Annotated in this window: 27 protein-coding genes, 3 pseudogenes and 1 riboswitch; of the genes and pseudogenes, 27 read left to right on the top strand and 3 right to left on the bottom strand. The window is 41.3% G+C overall.

Annotated elements, in window-relative coordinates; genetic code table 11:
- Positions 1–464: 464 nt before the first annotated feature.
- Positions 465–1,871 carry a sodium/glutamate symporter gene (locus JCM19055_RS19235; protein WP_042360894.1) on the top strand — a complete coding sequence of 469 codons (1,407 nt, stop codon included), beginning with the start codon at positions 465–467 and terminating at the stop codon, positions 1,869–1,871.
- A 28-nt stretch (positions 1,872–1,899) separates the two neighbouring features.
- On the opposite strand, the gene JCM19055_RS19230 is transcribed toward JCM19055_RS19235, so the two are convergent.
- Positions 1,900–2,547 carry a LysR family transcriptional regulator substrate-binding protein gene (locus JCM19055_RS19230; RefSeq protein ID WP_265182381.1) on the bottom strand — a complete coding sequence of 216 codons (648 nt, stop codon included), beginning with the start codon at positions 2,545–2,547 and terminating at the stop codon, positions 1,900–1,902.
- 106 nt (positions 2,548–2,653) lie between these two features.
- Entirely contained in the window at positions 2,654–2,779 is a 126-nt protein-coding gene (locus JCM19055_RS30420; protein ID WP_265182379.1) for a LysR family transcriptional regulator, read from the bottom strand.
- 153 nt (positions 2,780–2,932) lie between these two features.
- Here JCM19055_RS30420 and JCM19055_RS19225 point away from each other — a divergent pair.
- From JCM19055_RS19225 to JCM19055_RS30400, 9 genes and pseudogenes are all read left to right on the top strand, one after another.
- Positions 2,933–3,572 (top strand): annotated as a pseudogene (locus tag JCM19055_RS19225) (YitT family protein).
- A 191-nt stretch (positions 3,573–3,763) separates the two neighbouring features.
- The gene (locus JCM19055_RS19220) at positions 3,764–4,252 is read left to right on the top strand and encodes a hypothetical protein (RefSeq protein ID WP_265182378.1); all 489 of its coding nucleotides are present in this window, start codon (positions 3,764–3,766) and stop codon (positions 4,250–4,252) included.
- Positions 4,206–4,571 (top strand): hypothetical protein, encoded by a 366-nt coding sequence (locus tag JCM19055_RS19215; RefSeq protein WP_265182377.1) that lies wholly within the window; start codon positions 4,206–4,208, stop codon positions 4,569–4,571. The genes JCM19055_RS19220 and JCM19055_RS19215 overlap by 47 nt, the downstream gene beginning before the upstream one ends.
- 82 nt (positions 4,572–4,653) lie before the next feature.
- A riboswitch (TPP riboswitch) is annotated at positions 4,654–4,768 on the top strand.
- A gap of 100 nt (positions 4,769–4,868) precedes the next feature.
- Positions 4,869–6,636, top strand: a pseudogene (gene thiC, locus JCM19055_RS19210) (phosphomethylpyrimidine synthase ThiC).
- A gap of 14 nt (positions 6,637–6,650) precedes the next feature.
- Positions 6,651–6,824 (top strand): serine protease, encoded by a 174-nt coding sequence (locus JCM19055_RS26710; RefSeq protein WP_152549981.1) that lies wholly within the window; start codon positions 6,651–6,653, stop codon positions 6,822–6,824.
- Positions 6,825–6,969: 145 nt separating this feature from the next.
- Entirely contained in the window at positions 6,970–7,263 is a 294-nt protein-coding gene (locus JCM19055_RS30415) for a hypothetical protein (protein ID WP_265182376.1), read from the top strand.
- Positions 7,242–7,439 (top strand): ABC transporter substrate-binding protein, encoded by a 198-nt coding sequence (locus JCM19055_RS30410; RefSeq protein ID WP_265182375.1) that lies wholly within the window; start codon positions 7,242–7,244, stop codon positions 7,437–7,439. The genes JCM19055_RS30415 and JCM19055_RS30410 overlap by 22 nt, the downstream gene beginning before the upstream one ends.
- Before the next feature lie 5 nt (positions 7,440–7,444).
- Positions 7,445–8,356 carry an ABC transporter substrate-binding protein gene (locus JCM19055_RS30405; RefSeq protein ID WP_370543231.1) on the top strand — a complete coding sequence of 304 codons (912 nt, stop codon included), beginning with the start codon at positions 7,445–7,447 and terminating at the stop codon, positions 8,354–8,356.
- Positions 8,356–8,547 (top strand): hypothetical protein, encoded by a 192-nt coding sequence (locus JCM19055_RS30400; protein ID WP_265182374.1) that lies wholly within the window; start codon positions 8,356–8,358, stop codon positions 8,545–8,547. The genes JCM19055_RS30405 and JCM19055_RS30400 overlap by 1 nt, the downstream gene beginning before the upstream one ends.
- A gap of 64 nt (positions 8,548–8,611) precedes the next feature.
- Here JCM19055_RS30400 and JCM19055_RS19200 read toward each other — a convergent pair whose 3' ends face one another.
- On the bottom strand, positions 8,612–8,998 hold the full coding sequence (locus tag JCM19055_RS19200; RefSeq protein WP_042360891.1) for a hypothetical protein: 387 nt from the start codon (positions 8,996–8,998) through the stop codon (positions 8,612–8,614).
- 124 nt (positions 8,999–9,122) lie between these two features.
- Here JCM19055_RS19200 and JCM19055_RS19195 point away from each other — a divergent pair, with 124 nt between their 5' ends.
- The 17 genes and pseudogenes from JCM19055_RS19195 to JCM19055_RS19120 all read left to right on the top strand — a co-directional run bounded on the left by JCM19055_RS19195 (position 9,123) and on the right by JCM19055_RS19120 (position 19,698).
- Positions 9,123–9,815 (top strand): HAD hydrolase-like protein, encoded by a 693-nt coding sequence (locus tag JCM19055_RS19195; RefSeq protein ID WP_081833840.1) that lies wholly within the window; start codon positions 9,123–9,125, stop codon positions 9,813–9,815.
- A 111-nt stretch (positions 9,816–9,926) separates the two neighbouring features.
- Positions 9,927–10,238: a hypothetical protein gene (locus tag JCM19055_RS19190; RefSeq protein ID WP_265182373.1), complete on the top strand. Its 312-nt coding sequence runs from the start codon at positions 9,927–9,929 to the stop codon at positions 10,236–10,238.
- A 115-nt stretch (positions 10,239–10,353) separates the two neighbouring features.
- The gene (locus JCM19055_RS19185) at positions 10,354–10,713 is read left to right on the top strand and encodes an aminopeptidase (protein ID WP_042360889.1); all 360 of its coding nucleotides are present in this window, start codon (positions 10,354–10,356) and stop codon (positions 10,711–10,713) included.
- A 10-nt stretch (positions 10,714–10,723) separates the two neighbouring features.
- Positions 10,724–11,349: pseudogene (locus tag JCM19055_RS32250) on the top strand (aminopeptidase).
- On the top strand, positions 11,247–11,570 hold the full coding sequence (locus JCM19055_RS25850) for an aminopeptidase (protein WP_081833837.1): 324 nt from the start codon (positions 11,247–11,249) through the stop codon (positions 11,568–11,570). The pseudogene JCM19055_RS32250 and the gene JCM19055_RS25850 overlap by 103 nt, the downstream one beginning before the upstream one ends.
- A gap of 18 nt (positions 11,571–11,588) precedes the next feature.
- A complete protein-coding gene (locus tag JCM19055_RS19170) occupies positions 11,589–12,074 on the top strand; it encodes a tetratricopeptide repeat protein (RefSeq protein ID WP_042360886.1) in 486 nt (161 codons plus the stop codon).
- Between the two features lie 90 nt (positions 12,075–12,164).
- Positions 12,165–12,782: a DJ-1/PfpI family protein gene (locus JCM19055_RS19165; protein ID WP_042360885.1), complete on the top strand. Its 618-nt coding sequence runs from the start codon at positions 12,165–12,167 to the stop codon at positions 12,780–12,782.
- A gap of 268 nt (positions 12,783–13,050) precedes the next feature.
- A complete protein-coding gene (locus JCM19055_RS19160) occupies positions 13,051–13,443 on the top strand; it encodes a GNAT family N-acetyltransferase (RefSeq protein ID WP_265182372.1) in 393 nt (130 codons plus the stop codon).
- Between the two features lie 78 nt (positions 13,444–13,521).
- Entirely contained in the window at positions 13,522–14,352 is an 831-nt protein-coding gene (locus tag JCM19055_RS19155) for a DUF368 domain-containing protein (RefSeq protein ID WP_042360884.1), read from the top strand.
- A gap of 352 nt (positions 14,353–14,704) precedes the next feature.
- On the top strand, positions 14,705–15,226 hold the full coding sequence (locus JCM19055_RS19150) for an HAD-IIIA family hydrolase (RefSeq protein WP_042360883.1): 522 nt from the start codon (positions 14,705–14,707) through the stop codon (positions 15,224–15,226).
- 93 nt (positions 15,227–15,319) lie between these two features.
- Complete coding sequence (locus tag JCM19055_RS19145; RefSeq protein ID WP_042360882.1) at positions 15,320–15,892, top strand: metalloregulator ArsR/SmtB family transcription factor; 573 nt, start codon at positions 15,320–15,322, stop codon at positions 15,890–15,892.
- Positions 15,893–15,896: 4 nt separating this feature from the next.
- Complete coding sequence (locus JCM19055_RS27675) at positions 15,897–16,175, top strand: hypothetical protein (protein ID WP_042360881.1); 279 nt, start codon at positions 15,897–15,899, stop codon at positions 16,173–16,175.
- Entirely contained in the window at positions 16,162–16,653 is a 492-nt protein-coding gene (locus tag JCM19055_RS19135) for a GNAT family N-acetyltransferase (protein WP_052366557.1), read from the top strand. The genes JCM19055_RS27675 and JCM19055_RS19135 overlap by 14 nt, the downstream gene beginning before the upstream one ends.
- A gap of 14 nt (positions 16,654–16,667) precedes the next feature.
- Positions 16,668–17,288 carry a bis(5'-nucleosyl)-tetraphosphatase (symmetrical) YqeK gene (gene yqeK / locus JCM19055_RS19130; RefSeq protein WP_052366556.1) on the top strand — a complete coding sequence of 207 codons (621 nt, stop codon included), beginning with the start codon at positions 16,668–16,670 and terminating at the stop codon, positions 17,286–17,288.
- A gap of 163 nt (positions 17,289–17,451) precedes the next feature.
- Positions 17,452–18,534, top strand: coding sequence for a sensor histidine kinase (locus JCM19055_RS19125; RefSeq protein ID WP_265182382.1), 1,083 nt, complete (start codon positions 17,452–17,454; stop codon positions 18,532–18,534).
- Positions 18,531–19,043, top strand: coding sequence for a sensor histidine kinase (locus JCM19055_RS24685; RefSeq protein ID WP_052366554.1), 513 nt, complete (start codon positions 18,531–18,533; stop codon positions 19,041–19,043). The genes JCM19055_RS19125 and JCM19055_RS24685 overlap by 4 nt, the downstream gene beginning before the upstream one ends.
- Positions 19,021–19,698, top strand: a complete 678-nt coding sequence (locus JCM19055_RS19120) for a response regulator (protein WP_042360880.1) — start codon at positions 19,021–19,023, stop codon at positions 19,696–19,698. Before JCM19055_RS24685 ends, JCM19055_RS19120 begins: the two co-directional genes overlap by 23 nt.
- Positions 19,699–19,720: the final 22 nt, after the last annotated feature.

The following is a 19,720-nucleotide window of genomic DNA, read 5'->3' as shown; positions in this document are numbered from 1 at the left end:
GGAACAAGAGATGGCGAGCGCGGAACAAGAGATGGCGAGCGCGGAACAAGAGATGGCGAGCGTGGAACAAGAGAGGGCGAGCGCGGAACAGGAGAGTGGGAGCGCGGAACAAGAGCAGAGAACTATGCGATATAAAGCTAAAGAACCTTGTGAATTAGTATCCCACTATAGACCTTAAAAAGGATAGTACGATCGTCTGAAGTGGACAAATCGTATAGTAGGTAATCATTTATATTCTAAAAAGAGGGAACAAAATTACAATTTATTTTGCAGAAAATTGTCATTCTAAAACTTTGTTCGAAAACTTTTATTATAAATTAATAAATTATTTTTTGCATTGCTTTTCTATAATTTATCACATAGAATATAGGGCGTTGTCCCATATATTATTATATAAAAATATTAATTAGTATTTGGTTAAACGTAGCTACATATGAAACTCGGTTAGTGAAGGATTGGATGTTATGTCATTACAGGTTATCGGCTTTGCGCTCGTAGTGCTTAGCATGGTTTTAATGCTTGGTAAGTGGATTCGCGTCAAATCGCCATTGCTGCAAAGACTTTTCTTGCCAAGTTCGTTAATTGGTGGTTTTTTAGCTCTGTTCTTAGGACCAGAGGTATTAGGGAGATTTTTCTCTTCAGAAGGTTCAACTTCTTACGGGTTATTTACGGAAGATATGATGGACGTTTGGTCTCAGCTTCCGGGTTTGTTAATTAATGTCGTATTTGCAACGTTATTCATAGGCTTCGTACTTCCAAAACTATCTGAAATTTGGAGAGTCGGTGGACCACAAATTTCACTTGGTTATGTGATGACGTGGGCGCAATATGCAGTGGGTATGTTGCTTGCGATGACAATTCTTGTACCGGTGTTTGGTATGAGTCCTGCAGCAGGTGCTTTGATTGAAATTAGTTTTGTCGGAGGACACGGTACGGCTGCTGGTTTACAAGATAGTTTCATCTCCTTAGGGTTTGAAGAAGGGTATGATTTAGCATTAGGTCTTGCGACTGTTGGTCTCTTAAGTGGTGTAATCATCGGGATTATCATGCTTAATATTGCTGCTCGTCGCGGGAAATTGTCAACGCTATCACACCCAGATGAACTGTCGTTTGAACAGCAATCTGGAATCATTGATGAAGAAAACCGTCAATCTTCTGGAAAGCAGACGACTTCAAGTGTTTCAATTGAGCCATTGGCTTTTCACTTAGGTCTCGTTGCAATTGCAATTTTCATCGGTTATTGGCTTTTGGAAGGGCTTCTTTGGGTTGAGCAAGTCACTTGGTACGCAGCGTCTGGTATTGAACTGATTGCCCACGTTCCATTGTTCCCATTTGCCATGATCGGCGGTATTATTTTGCAATTGTTCATGTCTCGTTTTGATAAACGGTCGATGGTTGATCGTGAGACTGTGTTGCGAATTCAAAACACAGCACTCGACTTCTTAATCATTAGTGCATTAGCGACACTTAGCTTGTCTGTGATTGGGGCAAACATTTGGGAGTTCATCATTCTAGCGGTTGCTGGTATCTTGATTAACGTCGTCTTGTTCTTGTATCTTGCTCCTAAGATGATTCCAAACCATTGGTTTGAGCGTGGTATTGGTGATTATGGACAATCGATGGGGGTTGCGGCGACTGGAATTATGCTTATGAAAATCGTCGACCCGAAACAAGAAACACCAGCAATGAAAGCGTTTGGGTATAAACAGGTCTTCTTTGAACCGATGGTCGGTGGAGGTCTCGTAACGGCAGCGGCTATGCCGTTTATTATCCAGTTCGGATTAATGCCGGCGCTTATTGGTGTAACTGTCTTAATGATTCTATTTTGGATACTAGGTGTATTCTATTTTGGAAAACAAAAATCAGCGTAGGGGTGATTCCCTTGCTGATTTTTTGTCGTTATGTCGAGGTGATCAGTTGCCAAAATTGTCGTGCGGCGACAGAGCGATGTGAGTCTTTCAATTTAATAATGGCAGGTTCCATAACATCATCAAAACCCTTAATCGGTCTAAGTGTAATGGAGTCATGTGTTGTTGATAGGGAGTCGATTGGAATAACAGAGACACCCACCTTTTGGCTTACTAGCTGGATGACCATTTGAATATCTTTGCATTCAATAATAACGTTTGGTTCTACTTGCTCGTTTTGAAAAGAACTCTTAATATTTTCTGTTAATGATAAGCCTTCAAGTGGTGCTAACAATACGAAGGGAGTCCTGGCTAGCTGTGTAAACGTTACGTCATAGTCAGGGAACTGACTAATCCAAGCTTTCGGAATAACAGCGCGACAAGATTGTAAATTTAGAAGTTTGTGGTCGTAACGGGTGTAGTCGAACGGGCGCAAGAGAAATGCAACATCAATCTCTTTTTGTTCAAGTAGTGTTAACAAATCTTCAGAGTTTCCATTATGAATATGGATTTTCACATTTGGGTAGTGTTGGCGATGTTGTTTAATGTAATCTAATAAAAGATTTGAACAAGACGAAGAAACCCCGATGTGTACAGAGCCGGCATCTCCGTTCTCAATTTCGGTAATTCGTTGCTTCATGTCGTCCATTTCATTAAGGAGTTGACATGCATAGTTGTACAAAAGAGTACCAGTCTCAGTCACTTGCCATTTTTGTCGGTAGCGATGAATGAGTGTCGAACCTAGTTCATCTTCGAGTTTTTTTTAGAAGTTGGCTTAGTGGAGGCTGAGCCATGTGAAGAGCATCGGCTGCTTTAGAAATGCTTCCTTGGTTAACGATTTCCTTAAAATAATAGAGTTGGCGAATGTCCATGTGAGTGTCCTTTCTTAAAGTTGAGAATTACCAACATATGTTTTTAGATATGATTTATTAATTTTATATATATTATTCATATGACTACTTCTATGATAGGTTAAATGTAGGTGATCGACAACATGACCATGAAGGTGAGTAGTTGAAATGAGTATGAATCAAGCGAAGCAATTAAGCTTATATGTTGTTGGATTGTTTTCGTTATCGTTAGGTGTTAGTTTTTCCATTCAGGCGAATTTAGGTGTCTCACCGGTATCATCATTACCGTATGCGCTAACATTATCGTCTGAAGCAACGATTGCAATAACAACGATTATAGTGAATGTTATTTTTATTTTCATTCAGATGCTGTTATATAGAAAATCGAAGTTAAGAGACTATTTGAAGCAAATCCCGATTGTGCTTTTGTTCGGGTTTTTTTATGTATTTTACGTTGGAATTGTTACAACTGTTTACAACGCCAGTGGGTTTGTTGGCAAGAACGAGTTATTTGGTCGTTAGCTTAGTTCTCGTTGCAATCGGATTGCTGCTCTACTTCACAGCGAACTTGCCTCTTATGCCATACGATGCACTGACGTATGTGATTGGTAAACGATTTGGATTGCAATTGAGCAGAGCAAAAATCTTGACCGATAGTGTAAATGTAGTTATTGCGGGAGCAATTTGTCTCATGTTTACAAGATCGTTAGGGGCGATTGGTTTTGGAACATTTATCTCCGTATATTTTATCGGTAAAATTCTCGGCTGGTTGATTAAACTTTATCAAAAACCTCTAAAGGCTTGGTATGTCTAGGATGATTTCTTCCTCAATTTTAATGCACTAGAAACTTTTTCCTTTTCCGAAACGTAGGGAATAACGATGGAAGGGGAATCAGTGATGAGTGAAACTTCTACTGAAAAGCGTGAGGAAGTAGCAAAGATCCCGTCTTGGCGTGTAATTGTTGGCTTTAGCTTACAAGCGTTTGCGTGGTGATGGCCTTTATCATGATCGATCCTTTGTTTGAAGAATATGAAATCTTTTTCTATCTGTTTATACAATTCGCGTTTGTAATTCCGGTATGGTTTTTAGGAACTGGTGTGCGAAACGGATTTCGTAATCTTAAACAACGATTGTGGTATCATACTCGGATTTTCTTTTATTTTGCTCTATTTATACCGTTTTCTATGGGTGGGTTCATGTGGCTATTTGATTCTCAAGAGAATGCCTTAAGTCACGGTGATGAGCTTTATATGATGTTGTACGCGAATGACTCATTCATGTGGCTGATCGTTATTCTGTTTATCGTTTTTATTCTTTCAGTGGCGCCACTTCTGTCTGGTGAAGGTATAAAACAAAAACGTGTGCTTATTCCCTTCTTTACGAGCTTACTGATGTTGCCTCTGTTGATTTTTATATCGTGGGATCATGTTCGCGTGATTGATCATGATGGCGTGTCGATCGTATCATTCGGGGAACGGCAAGAAGCAACTTGAAGAAGTGGATCATGTCGTTGTTGAACCTTTTATCCGGAGAAATCCAGGTACGACGAATGTGCCCCCTTCGAGAACAGCATTATTTGCCATCCATGTTGTGGAGCAATCAGGAGACGTGTACACGTTTGATAACTTTGGCTTTAACAATGATAAGATGAGTCAAGCCTTAGAAGTTAGGAGCCACGTTGTAGGTAAGGGAGTTCCGTTCTTCATTCAACAACCAACGGAAGATCAATGGAGCTTTATGGTCATTGAATTGGAAAACGAAGACGTTGATGAAGAGATGTTCCAGCAACTATTCACACCTTATCCACAATAATCAATAAGAAGTTGCACCTCTTCGGATAAATTCTGATTTGACTTATTATTCAATCCATTCTATACTTATGCCAGAATTAAATAACCTTAACTAGGGGAGCCCAATGAGCTGGGCTGAGAGGGAAGCGCAATGAAGCTTCTTGACTCTTTGGACCTGATCTGGATCATGCCAGCGTAGGGAAGTTATCTATGAGTCATTACTTCTTGTATGGATAAACCAGGTCGATTTATTGCGGCCTGGTTTTTTTGTATGCTCTTGATCTCGTCCTTTAGGAATTAGTTTGAAGGAGAGGCTTAAATGACAAAAAGTGTGCAGCAAGAAAACATTGAAATGTTGTCTAGTTTTGAAGGAAGTAAGAAGGTGTATATTCAAGGTTCCCGTCCTGACATTCAAGTGCCGATGAGACAAATTTCGTTAAGTCCAACCATTCATGAAGACGGCAGGGAAACGCACAATGAACCCCTCCTCGTCTACGATACGAGTGGACCATATACGGACGAAAACGCTCATATTCAGTTAACAGAAGGGCTGCCAGCTATACGGGAAAATTGGATCGTAGAAAGAAAGGATACACAAGAGTATGAGGGACGCCAAGTAAAGCCTGAAGACAATGGCGTTCGTAGTGAATCATCGACGCATGATCAACAACAAGTAGAGTTCCGACGTACCGTTCGTAAAGCACTACCAGGTCAATGTGTGACCCAACTTCATTATGCCAAAAAAAGGCATTATCACGCCTGAGATGGAGTTCATTGCCATTCGTGAACAGATGGAACCGGAGTTTGTTCGTGAAGAAGTTGCCAAGGGGCGGGCGATTATCCCGTTGAACATTAATCATGTGGAAAGTGAGCCGATGATTATTGGTCGTAACTTTCACGTCAAAATCAATGCGAACATTGGTAACTCTGCAGTTTCGTCTTCAATTGAACATGAAGTAGAGAAGATGACGTGGGCAACCCGTTTTGGTGCAGATAACATTATGGACCTTTCAACCGGAAAGAACATTCATCGAACGCGGGAGTGGATTATTCGTAACTCCGTTGTTCCAGTTGGGACGGTTCCGATTTATCAGGCACTTGAGAAAGTAAACGGTGTCGCTCAAGATCTGACTTGGGACGTTTATCGGGATACGCTCATTGAGCAAGCGGAGCAAGGGGTTGATTATTTTACGATTCATGCGGGCGTTTTATTGCGGTATGTTCCGTTAACGGCGAATCGATTAACGGGCATTGTTTCTAGAGGTGGATCGATTATGGCGCAATGGTGCCTTGCTCATCATGAGGAAAGTTTCTTGTATACGCATTTTGATGAGATTTGTGAGATATTACGTGCCTACGACATTTGTATTTCCCTTGGTGATGGCTTGCGTCCAGGATCGATTGCAGATGCGAATGACGAAGCTCAGTTCGCTGAACTTGATACGTTAGGTGAATTAACGAAGCGAGCGTGGCAATACGATGTACAAGTGATGGTTGAAGGACCTGGTCACGTGCCGATGCATCTGATTAAAGAAAATATGGATAAGCAGTTAGAAGTGTGTGACGAAGCCCCATTCTACACGTTAGGTCCGTTAACGACAGATGTTGCCCCAGGTTACGACCACATTACGTCTGCGATCGGTGCAGCGATGATTGGATGGTATGGTACAGCGATGCTTTGCTATGTGACCCCTAAAGAGCATTTAGGGCTACCTAATCGTGACGACGTTCGAGAAGGTGTGATTACGTATAAAATTGCCGCACATGCCGCAGACCTTGCTAAAGGTCATCCGGGAGCTAGAAAACGAGACGATGCCTTATCGAGAGCGCGGTTTGAATTTCGCTGGCGCGATCAATTCCACCTTTCGTTAGATCCAGATCGGGCGATGGCGTATCATGATGAAACGTTGCCAGCTGAAGGAGCAAAGACAGCTCACTTTTGTTCAATGTGCGGTCCGAAATTTTGCAGTATGCGAATTTCACATGATATTCGCAAGCTTACCGCGTCACAGTCTGAAGAGATTCAGACCGGCTTAAAAGAAAAGGCAAATGAGTTTGTTGATGCTGGTGCGAAGTTGTACCGATAATCGGAGGGAAATCGATGGATGGTAGAGTGAAGCAAATCGAGCACCTCATTGAAGAGAAGAAGGTTGAAGTTGAGCAACTTGAAGCAACGCTTGAACATATTCAACAGCAGTGTACGCATCGTTTTAGTGAAGATGATTTAATGAGGCGATGCTTAACGTGTAATAAGGTAGAAGTGCTTTATTATTAATAGTGGTATACGAGGGAGTTGTTCGTTCAGGGGCAACTCCCTTCTAGATGTTCGTTACTCATTGACTTATTTCACTTTTCTGTCTAGACTGAACGTATTAAGCCTACTAAATGGGTAAGAATACATATAGATTAGAGGAGATTGTATGAAAAGACGGAGCATAACAACTTTTGGAACAGCGGTCGTTTTAGGCGCGCTTGTCGCTTGTAGTTCACCGAGTGAAGTTGAGGAAAGTGCAAGTGAAAACAGCGAAGTCGAGCAAGAGCAAAGTGTTCGAGATGAATTGAACATTGCCCAAACGGCTCAACCGCCTACGCTCGATACTGCTCAAACGGTTTCAGCGGTTGCACTCGACATTGCTGGAAACATTTATCAACAACTGTTTCAATTAGATGGAAACTATGAGCGCAGCCCGTGTTGGCAGAGTCGTATGAGTTAAGCGATGATGGCAAGACTTACACGATCGCGCTTCGTGAAGGCGTTCAGTTTCATAATGGAGAGGAAATGACAGCGGAAGATGTGGTTGCGTCGATGAATCGCTGGCTAACGGTTTCCTCTAGAGCGAAAGAATTGTTAGACGGTGCGACGTTCACTGAAGTAGATCCTATACAGTAGAATTAATAGTAGAACAAGCCACGTCAGACGTTCTTATTCTGTTAGCTTCGCAAGCACAATTCCCATCGATTATGCCAAAAGAGTTTGTTGAATCCGCATCCGCAGATGGTTTTGAAGAATACGTGGGTACCGGACCGTATCAATTCGATGATTGGCAACAAGATCAATACATCCGTCTCGTTCGAAATGATGATTTTCAGTCTTTAGAAGGGGAGCCTAGTGGTTTCACAGGAGAAATTAAGGCGCCAACAGAGACGTTAACGTATCACTTCGTGTCGGATCATTTTACGAGAATTTCGGGCTTGCAGACGGGCCTTTATGACATTGCAGATAGTATTCCGTTAGAAAACTACGATTTACTTGAAGAAGATGAAAGCATTGAGATTGAATCGGTACCGGGAGGAACGTTAACGGCGTTTTTCAATACGAACGAAGGCGTTTTATCAGATGAAGAGCTTCGCCATGTCGTGCTTGCGGCGCTCGACAACGAGGAGATTATGCTTGCAAGTTATCCGTTACCCGAATTGTTCTCCCTTGCTCCTGGGTATTTGAACGAAAATCAAGAGCAGTGGGCAACGGATGCAGGAGCCGACTATTACAATCAAGCGGATCCTGATTTAGCGAAGCAACTTTTAGAAGAATCGAGTTATGATGGAGAAGAAATTACAATTCTTACAACGCCTGACTACAATGAAATGTACAACGGATCCCTCGTTATTCAAGAACAATTGCGTAACATCGGTATGAATGTGTCTGTAGATACGTTTGATTTTGCGACGTTTTTAGAAACGAAGGATGATCATAGTCGCTGGGATTTGTTTTTGGCGAGTACGGGTTACCAATTAACGCCACCACAGCTTTTAGCTGTTACACCAGAATGGGCGGGGCTTGATGATGAACAAGTAAGGTCAGGTTAATGGCTGTTCGCGAAGCAGCATCTCAAGAGGAAGCTGCCGAGGAGTGGGCGAACGTGCAGCAGTACTTATATGAAATAGGCTCTTCGACTGTACTCGGGCATTACGATTCATTTGTCGCAGTCCATGAGGATGTCGAAGGCTTTGAATTGTTTGAAGCCCCAGTCGTTTGGAATGCAAGCATTAAAAAGTGACGAACGTTAAAACGCTCATGAGCATCTTCATGAGCGTTTTTAGTATGTTTAGTTAAAGAAAGAATTAGGCTGATCCTGCAACTGTTGAAGGTACTCGATCTTGAAGTCGCACCATAAATAATACGCCAGCAACAATAAACAACACCGATTGAATGAGCGTTGCTCCGAGGGTCACAATGAGCATGATAGCGCCAATGATTAACAAGCGAAGCCCTGCTTTACGCGCCGATTTCTTGATGTGCAATGTAGTAATAATTACGAGTATGAGTCCGATTAAATGAACGGCGAATACGAACCAGGCGAATGCTTGTGTGCCGACACCCGGCAGTGGGAGTTGTGCTGAAACTGTTGCGAACAATAAGCTGATAAGTAAAACCGCAGTGACAAATAGTTGCAACGTAAGCCCTACGCCAAGCAAAAGAAACTCTGGGAGTCGTTTGATGATGATCACCTCCTAGTAGTAGCATACTACAAAGAAGTCGTAATGATCACAATGCTAATGAAAATGTAATTGCACGAGAAGTGTAAGTCCTTATAATTAACAAGATAAAGAAATTACCATATGGGGTGTGAAAATGAAAGCTGTTATTTTTGATATGGATGGGACCTTATTTCAAACTGACCGAATTTTAGAAACATCATTAGAAGATACGTTCGAACAGTTACGTTTACAAGGTGAATGGGAGGGTGAAACTCCGCTTCAATTGTACCGGGATATTATGGGGGTTCCTCTACCAAAGTATGGGAAACACTGCTTCCTGACTGCTCTGGGGCAACAAGAAAGTATTGTGATCAGTATTTTTTTAGAACGACTTATTCGTAATATTGGAGAAGGTTTAGGAGCATTGTATCCAAATGCGGTAAACGTACTTGAAAAATTAAAGGCAAATGATATTCAGATTTTCGTTGCAAGTAATGGTTTGAAGAAATACTTACAATCAATCGTTTCCCACTATTCATTGGATCGTTTTGTTGCAGGTACATATAGCATTGAACAAATTGAAACCTTGAGTAAAAGTGACTTAGTGAAAACCATTCTGAATAAGCATTTCGTAACAGAGGCAATCATGATTGGTGATCGAATGTCAGATATTCAAGCGGCTAAGGATAATAACCTTCTTTCTATTGGTTGCCGTTTTGATTTTGCTCAAGAAGAAGAGTTACAGTTTGCAGATATCGTGATCGAGGACTTGTCTGAGGTACCACAGATTGTCACTCATCATTTTCAGCTACAATCATTCTCAACGTATTCGTTAGAAGAAGGTTAATCACTCATTAAGGCGGGTAGAGATGAATAGAAATGACGACGATGGAAGGTGACGACCGATTCGAAGTAAATCAATTCTATTTCTCCTAAGTACGGCATTGCTACTAACTGCTTGTGGCGCATTCGGAGCCCAGCACCTACAAACGAGCCGATAGTCGAGGGTGCGGTTGTAAATATTCAATTGAGTGAAGACGATCAAGCTCTTCATCACCTAACGCTATCTCAAAGTTCAAGTGAAGAAATCATCCTTCAGCTTCACCCTGAATCAGGGGTTATCTTAGATGAAGATGAGGAGATTATTTCAATAGAAGAACTACAAACAGGGGACACACTGCAAGGTTGGATTGGTGTGGACCAGAGCGACGACAGTGACGTAGCACAAAAAGATGAAATACCTGTTACGACCGTGCAACGAATTCAATAACAGTAAACAAAGTAAGCTCGGTGTTGTGCCGAGCTTACTTTGTTATGGAATAAGAGGAATTACGTGCGATTCAGCGAAAGATGGAAGGAAGCCATATTCTTTTGTGGGGTGTTCAATGCAATTATCTAAGTATGCAAAGGTGATTGTTCAAAATGGAATTGCTGTTCAGTCTGGTGATCTTGTTAAAGTGAATTTCAATCTTGAACATATGCCGTTGGTTCGAGAAGTAACAAAAGAGGCTTATTTGTCAGGTGCTTCGTATGTGAAGCTAGACTTGCGTGATCCAGAAGTTGAGCTTGTTCGAGCTCGTTACATATGTAGTCTGTACATGCATCATTATCCTGATTCACTCGTCCAAACCGAGTGGGCCGAATTAGAAGCTGGTTATTCTACGGTCTCAATAACTGCACCGTCGTTTGCTAAGCTAGAGTCTAATTTGTTACGGAAAAAAAGCTGCCAAGCTTATAGAAGTTAAAGCAAAAGCAATGGCCCCGATTCGTAAAGTTGGAATGGAAAATCACAACAAATGGGTAGTGGTTAACGCTCCGACAGTTGCGTGGGCAAATGCAATTTTCCCAGAGTTAGAGAGTGATCAGGCGTTTCGTCGTTTAAGTGAACTTCTAGATGAAATTCTAAAATTGCACGAAGAAAACCCAGTAGAGTCTTGGAATCGTCAAAATATAAAGTTAAAAACAATTGCCAGTCGGTTAAACGCCTATCAATTTGATGCGTTGGAATTTAAGAGTGATTATACAGAACTGTACGTACGCCTTGTCAGGCAACATGTATGGACTGGGGGTGCTGAAAAACAAACGACGGTCGTTTGTTTTTATCAAATATCCCTGTAGAAGAAGTGTGGACAATGCCTGATAAATGGGGAGTTTCTGGTCACGTACGCATAACAAAACCATTTAACTTAAATGGCCAATTAATTCAAGGAGTTACGCTCTACTTTCAGGAAGGTAAAGTTGTAAAACTCGACCATACAGTGAAGAGTTTGCAGATCTCATTGGAATTGATGATGGTGGATCAAGACTTGGAGAAGTCGCACTCGTTAGTAAGCACTCATCTGTCGCAAAGACGGGAGTGGTATTTAACAGTACACTTTTAGATGAAAATGCAGCTTCTCACATAGCGCTTGGTCAAGCGTATGCTAGCAATGTGCTTCGAGGAGTTTCAATGAACGCAAGTGAACGAGATGCAATTGGAATGAATGAGTCGGCAATTCATCAAGACGTGATGATTGGTGATGAAGTCATGGATGTCTATGGCGTGAGTAACAATAAGAAGATTCCTATAATGAAAAACGGTGAATGGTGTTTTACGATATGAAACATAGGAGCGATAACAATGAGCAAAAAGCAGCTAGAAGAAGCACTAGAACTTCAAAAGCAAGGGAAGTTCGAGGAATCGAACGATATTCTTAGGGACCTTATGAGTCACATGAATTGCCAAGGTGACGTTTACTATCATTATGCTTCAAACTGTGATTCACAAGGCAACGAGCGGGAAGCAGTTGGCTATTATGAGAAAGCGCTAAACGAAGGCTTATCAAGTGAAGACTTACAAGGAGCGTACTTGGGACTAGGAAGTACATATCGCACACTCGGGATGTATATGGAATCTGATAAAACGCTAAGAAAAGGAATAGAAGCGTTCCCTGATGACTATGCGTTAAAAGTCTTTCACGCATTAACGTTATATAACCTCGGAAACTATGAAGCTTCTACACAACTTCTTCTACAATGCATTACTGAAACGACGGACGATGCAGAGATCTTACGTTATAAAAAGGCACTCGAATTTTATGCACCACAATTAGACAAGGTATGGTAGTCCTTCAGACAGATGGACGCGAAAAGATTCACAGTTTTGATTCATTTCAAAATACCAGTATAGGGTATTATGAGTCAAAGGGGTGAAACGATGCAGAAGACGTATCAAGTTGGGATCTTGCTGTTTGATGATGTTGATGTATTAGATTTCGCAGGACCATTTGAAGTGTTTAACTTAACGGTCTTTCAAGAAAGCGATGTGAACAAGTTATTTACGAATCAATTAGATTCAAAGCCTTTCCACGTTAGTACGGTATCAGAAGACGGTCAAACGGTAACCGCACACAATGGCTTACGTGTAACACCGGATTATAGCTTTGGTGACCATCCTGCTTTTGACATAATTATTGTACCAGGTGGTCCCCTTAAAGCGATGCAACTTGTGCAGCAGAATGAAAAGATAATTCATTGGATTAACGTTCATCGTGAACAGCTCGTCGCTTCAGTATGTACGGGAGCCTTTTTCCTCGGGCAAGCAGGCTTATTGTCAGGTAAGCAAGCGACGACGAACCGAGTAGCCTTATCGATGCTAGAACATACTTTTGAAGATGTTGAAGTCATTCGTGGAGTAAAGTATGTCGATGCGGGGCAAGTCATAACTTCTGCGGGGATCTCTGCAGGCATTCAAATGTCATTGCATGTCATCGAGAGGTTGTTTGATGAGGAGATGGCGAAGCGAACCGCACGAACGATTGAAATCGACGAGTGAAACAGACACGTTAACGAAGGGTTTAAGACCTAAGTTAACGTGTCTTTTAACAGGAAGGAATTGTAAAGAATTTGGGAACAGGTGAAACGAATAGAGTAAGGTGACGTATAATAAGATAAGAAAGTTTGCTAGAAAGGTCATGTTGTTTTTTAGATAGGGAGGGCGATTTGAACGAGAGGGGAAGACGTATGCACATAAGAGAAGCTCAACGTGAGGATGCTGAGCGTTACGTACGCTCATCTCAACGGTTGAATCAGAAGCATCGTTTATGCTCATGGAACCCGGAGAACGAAGCCTTACGATTGAACAGCAACGATCAATGATTCAACACTTTCTTACTAGCGAGCATTCGACGATTGTGCTTGCAGAATCTGAAACTACGCTTATCGGTTACGTGATTGCTATTGGAGGGGACGTGCACCGAACTAAGCATTCCGTCCGACTCGTCATCGGAGTATTACAGTCCTACAGGGGACAAGGGACTGGGCAGGAGTTGTTCGACTACATAGACAGTTGGGCGAAGCAACGTGAGATCGTTCGAATGGAATTAGATGTTGTAACGGTGAATGAACGGGCAATACGGCTTTATAAAAAGTGTGGATTTACAATCGAAGGTGAAAAAAAGAAAGTCGCTACGTATCGACGATGTGTTTTACAATGAATATGTCATGTCAAAACTCTTACATACGTAAGAATTTTCGACGACATAAAGTCTCGTACATTCATGAAGGAGAATCGAATGAACTGGAAAAACATTTGGAAAGGCATTGCAATGGGAATGGTCGAAACCGTACCAGGCGTGAGTAGTAGTACCATTGCGATGTTAGTAGGCATTTATGAAAATATCATTGGGTCGATTAGTGACCTGACGTCTAAGCATTTTAGGCGAGGTGTTCTTTACTTAATTCCTGTTGGAATCGGAATTGTCATTGGTTTTCTCTTGTCAATTCAACTGGTTCAGTTCTTTTTAGATAACTATCCAGTTCCGACGCATTTCTTATTTATCGGTCTTGTCATTGGGATGCTTCCGTTTATCTGGTTCAGTGGAATGCGCCATGCTGGGAACGCTAGAAACATTCCTTATCAAGGCAAACATTACGCCCTGATGGTGTTGTTCTTTATCTTCCTTGTGATGATCAACGTTGTATTTGCACCAGATGAGACGATCATGACGGACTTAGTGTTTACGGATTACTTGTTCCTTTTCTTTGCTGGGTGGCTTGCGAGTACAGCCTTAGTACTGCCAGGAATTAGTGGTGCGTTAATTCTTATGATTCTTGGTGCCTTTTATACGGCTACAAATGCGATTACAGCATTGCAAATTGACATAATCGCAGTGGTTGGATTGGGTGTTGTCATCGGTGTACTCATTACTGGGAAGCTTGTACGATTTTTGTTGCAGCATTACCGACAGAGTACGTATGCAGGAATTGTTGGACTGTTAGCGGGGTCAATTATTGTGCTTTTCATTGGCATACCAGAGACAATTGGCCAAATGGTTGCGAGTGTGCTGCTTCTAATCATCGGGTTCTTGTTCTCGTATTTGATTAGTCAGAGGCAAAAAATGTAATGATCTTCTTGGAGAGCGGGCATACGTATTGCCCGCTCTTTTATATTATTGAAATTGAAGATGCATAGTTAGTCGCTAGTCTTGGTTGTTATCCGCTTGTTTTTGTGCAGCATACTTTTTGAAAATTTGGTCGTGGTATTCAACGAGTGTGTAAAACGCAGTCGCGGTTAGTGCTAACCAAGGTTATTCAACCAGCGAATTTCCCCGAATAGGACTTGGAACAACACCAAGGCCCCGTACGATGCAAAAAAATAAGAAGATAAGTCGGACAGGTCGGTACTTAAATAACGTCAAATTACCCCTCCTAATTTGTGTGAGTATTATAACATATCAATCATTGGAGTTGGTTTCTATGAACGTAGCATTCTTTGATCGCGATGGTACGATTATTGAAGATTATGAGGATCACGAGTGGGCCAGGGTGAAGAAGCCTGTGTTTATGGATGGAGCAATTGAAACGTTAGATCATATACAAAAGCAAGGATATACGGTTATCATCATCACGAATCAGTACTTGATTAATGAAGGATACATTTCATATGAACAATACGAAACAATAAATAGCAGCATGCTTCATGTCTTAAAAGAGCATAACATTTCGATTCAAGAAGTCTTTTATTGCCCCCATAGAAGGGATGAAGGCTGTAGGTGTATAAAGCCTAACGTCGGAATGATCGAACAAGCGTTAATGAACTATCCAGAGATTCGTTTGGATCACTCCTTTATTGTAGGTGACTCTAAGGTTGATGTTGATTTGGCGACAAAGTTAGGGATTCGAGGTTACGGCATTCGTGTAACTAATGAGCAACCGAATGTTACGCTGATTGATACGATTAGTGATCTTCAATTTGTAATAAACAAAAACGATAAATAGCGGGCACTCTGAAGCAGGTTCTTCAGAGTTTTTTTATTACTATTTAAATAACTATCTAATTAGATTATAATCTAATTAGATAGGGGTGGAATGATGCAACTTGATAAAATCGTTAACTTTCATAAAACCGTCGGAGACAAAACGCGAATACGTATCATTAGCTTGTTGCGTTCAGGACCTCTTCACGGTCAAGCTATTGCCGGGAAGTTAGGCTTAAGAGCACCAACGATCTCACACCATTTGAAGAAGCTTAAGGATATTGATGTTGTCTATCAGCGTCGCGATAAAAATACGATCTATTATTATTTGAATGAAAGTAAGTTAGAGCGTCTTACACATGCCATTATTGAAGTTGGAGGGAATGCAATGGATGAGCAATACGCCGTATCACAAGAAGAAAAGGCAAAAATTATACAGAACTTCACCGACCAAACCGGGCGATTGAAGAGGTTGCCTGCACAGCGGAAGAAAAAGCTCATTCTTTTAGAGCATATCCTTCGTGGATTAGAGCACGGGAAATCCTATGAAGAAAAAGAGATTAATGAGTATATTCAAACGTATTATGAAGATTACGCAACGGTTAGACGAGAGTTTGTGATGGCTCATTTTATGTACCGAGACAATGGGATCTATGAACTTAATCCACTTGAAATGTGGCCGGTATAGGCTCATGTTAGAACAAATTAATCCTAAATTAGCGATGAATATGCTCGACGACTTATCACCAACACAAACTGTTGGGATTGTAGAAGGATTCATTGAAGGAGCTGTTTACTCAGATCGGTTACAACCTAAAGCAGTTCTTATTGCTACTAAGGGCGGTACGTATTCTCTTCAAGGAGAACTGGATGATCGTTTTGCGCGTGCGTTCATGTCCTTTTATGCGAAGAAACGACATGAACGGTTTACGTTGTTTTCAACGAGTACAGGATGGGGTGAATTTTTTTGAAACCGTACAAACGGAAAATACAATGAAAATGTCGAGGGTTGTGCATCATCTGAACGAGGAAGTTCAGCTCCAGAGCTCGTTCAAGTTGCCGGTTTATGAGATTAATAAGCATTCAATCGCAAAGAGTCAACAATTTGATGAATGCTATTACGTTGAACAATGGGGAAGTGTAGAAGCTTATTTAAAATATGGCATTGGCTATTATGCTGAAAGTGAGAAAGGTGAAATTGTAGCGGAATGCACGTCCATTTTTCGAAGTAGAGAAAAAGCCAATATTGACATCTACACGCGAAAAGTTGCTAGAGGAAAAGGGACTGCAACTGCACTCGTGCTTGCGTTTGTAACAGAATGTAGAAAGCGGAACATCACCCCTATTTGGGATTGTGATGAGGCGAATGTAGCTTCAATGCAACTTGCAAATAAGTTGGGGTTCAGTGAAGTGAATCGTTACCATCTTTATTATAAGAAGAACCTGTAACATTTGAGGAAAGGGTGACTACCATTTCATTCATTGAGGAGATTCGTAGGGTCATAAACGCTGAAGATTCATTTGAAACGCAAGTGCAGAAGATCTTTGTTGCGTATCATTGCGTGCCAATTTTTGAACACAGTTTGGAAGTTGCTCGTGAAGCAAAAGCATTGGCAAAAACGTACGGTGAAGATGCACATGAAGCGTTTCGTGCGGGGTTGTTACACGATATTGGAGGGATCGTCCCGAACGAAAACAGAGTGAGCGTCGCAACGCAATTAGAAATTGATCTTTATGAAGAAGAGCACATCGTTCCGATGATTATTCATCAAAAGATTAGTAAAGTCATTGCTAAAGAAATCTTTCATATTGAAGATCAAAGGGTATTAACCGCGATTGAAACACACACAACATTGCATAAACAGCCGAGTATGCTCGATCATATCGTCTTTCTAGCAGATAAATTGAAATGGGATCAAGGTGGAGAGCCTCCGTATCGAGATGAGCTACGCAAAGCGATGCAACAGTCGTTAGAGCAAGGGTCATTCTATTTTGTAAATCAGTTGTATCACAGTCCATCACTGAAAATCGTTCATCCTTGGCTTCGCGATGCTTATGAACGACTGAAAGCTTCGAATGTGTGATGCTTTGAAAACCAAATCTATTGATTTGGTTTTTTTTATGGGTTCATGTTTTTTTTCGTCATAATGACAAAAAAATAAGGTAAAATCAAACGTGTTATCATTTTTGACAAAAGACTGAATGATTTTAATCGCAAGTGAAAAGGTGGCTTGGTATGCAGTGAAGATGCATACGAAGATATTCGGATTAATGGTCGGACTGATTGCCATTGTTGCGCTTTCCATGGCAGCGTTTTTAGCTTATATAGAATATCATAATATTTATGAGCGTCTTGGAGATCAAGCGTTAAGTTCAGCAGTTCACATCGCAAATTCTCCTGAGGTGGTTGACGCATTTACAGATGACAATCCTTCGGAATTATTGCAACAGTATGCCGATCATTATCAAAGAGATATGGAAGCAGAGTTTATCGTGATTGGAAACGATGAAGGTGAGCGTTACGCCCATCCCGATGAATGGAAAATTGGTGAAGCCATGGTTGGTGGAGATAATGATTTGGCATTAATTGCAGGGAGATCGTATGTGTCAGTTGCAGAAGGAACTAGAGGTATGTCCTTACGTGGAAAAACACCGATCCATAGTGCTGATGGCGAAATTATTGGTGTTGTCTCTGTTGGGTTTCTCGTTCAAGATATCCATGCTGAAATGTGGCAGCGAATCGGAGTTATTGTATTGATTACAACGGTGATTGTTGTCATTGGGGCGTTAGGAAGTATGCTTTTATCGAGAAGTATTCGAAAAGATATGTACGGGCTTGAGCCTAAAGATATTGGTGCGCTTTACCACGAACGTGAAGCGACGTTTGCTGCCATTCGTGAAGGGATCATAGCTGTAGATTCAAGCGGAGTGATCACTTCGCTCAATTCATCTGCACGAAAAATTTTAAACGTTTCAGGTGATATCGTCGGTAAACCCGTTCAAGAGGTTATAGTAGAGACGAAAATCCCACGGGTACTACGTACAAAAAAAGCAGAGTACAACGATGAATTGTTTATTAATGGTCAGACGATGATCGTAAATCGCCAACCGATTCTGCATGGTGCTGACATTCAAGGTGTTGTGAGTAGCTTTCGAGATAAAACTGAGATGATTGAGATGGCGAACACTTTGTCTGACATTAAAAGCTATTCAGAAGACCTAAGAGCACAAAATCATGAGTTTACGAATAAATTGTACACACTTTCTGGTATATGCATCTTGGGCTTTTTCAAGAAGCGAAATCGTTTATCGCACATGAAACATCCGTGAAAGATAAGCAAAACCATCTCGTCACTAATTATATTAAGGATACGACGGTTCAGGCCATTCTTGTTGGTAAGTATGGTCGTGCATCGGAATTGAAAGTCGACTTTTCAATGGACCCAGAGAGTCGTTTAGAAAAGTTGCCTGCTCACATCGGTGATTCACAATTGATCTCTATTATAGGTAATGTCATCAACAATGCGTTAGAAGCGTCGCTCACGCATCATCGACCGGCTGTAACGGTTTCGATTTCAGATTACGGTAAAGATATCATTGTTGAGGTTACGGACAATGGACAAGGACTTTCAGATGAATTAGATCATGTCATTGAAAAAGGCTACTCCACAAAAGGTAGCAAAAGAGGGTATGGTCTTGCTATAGTACAAGCGTTAGTTGAAGGTTATGAAGGTTTTCTGGAATATCATCGTTTCCAAGGGGAAACGACGGTATTTACAGTTTATTTACCTAAACAATTAAGAGGGGGGCAAAGCAATGATTCGAGTGCTCATCTGTGAAGATGATTTTCGTGTCGCAAATGTTCATGAATCTCTCGTCGGTCAATTCTCATCATTTAAGTGTGTTGGCAAAGCGACGAATGTGCAAACGATGATGGACCAAATAAATGAGCAAGACATCGATTTAATCTTACTAGACTTGTACTTGCCAGATGGACTTGGCGTTGAACAAATCATGAACGTAAAAGCTGCAGCGCCCAATGTAGATATCATTGTTATTACAGCTTCGGATGAACGAGATCATGTACAGCAGGCCATTCGATACGGGGTGTACGATTACATTATTAAAAGTCATTCATTCGAACGGTTGGAACAGTCATTGGCAAATTACGTTTCGTACTTTAATTTGATGAATCGCTCTGCTCCTTTTGACCAAGAACATATCGATCAGTTACTTGAAAGGTCATTAAAGCCAGAGAGTAGCGATTTTAGCGATTTACCTAAAGGGATTGATGGGATGACCTTACAGCACGTCCAGCAGTTATTAAAAGCAATGGCTGAAGGAGTCACCGCTGAAGAGATGGGTGAGAACCTCGGGGCTTCGCGCACAACAGCAAGGAGGTACTTAGAATACTTAATTCAACTTGAGCGTGCTGTGGCCATGCCAGTGTATGGTGTTGTAGGCAGACCGGAGCGTAAATATTTCTTGAAATAACCGTTGTCGTTGCTACAACGGT

Source organism: Geomicrobium sp. JCM 19055 (assembly GCF_000698185.1).
GTDB lineage: Bacteria > Bacillota > Bacilli > Bacillales > Marinococcaceae > Geomicrobium_A > Geomicrobium_A sediminis.
This window is presented reverse-complemented; position numbering and strand designations above follow the sequence as displayed.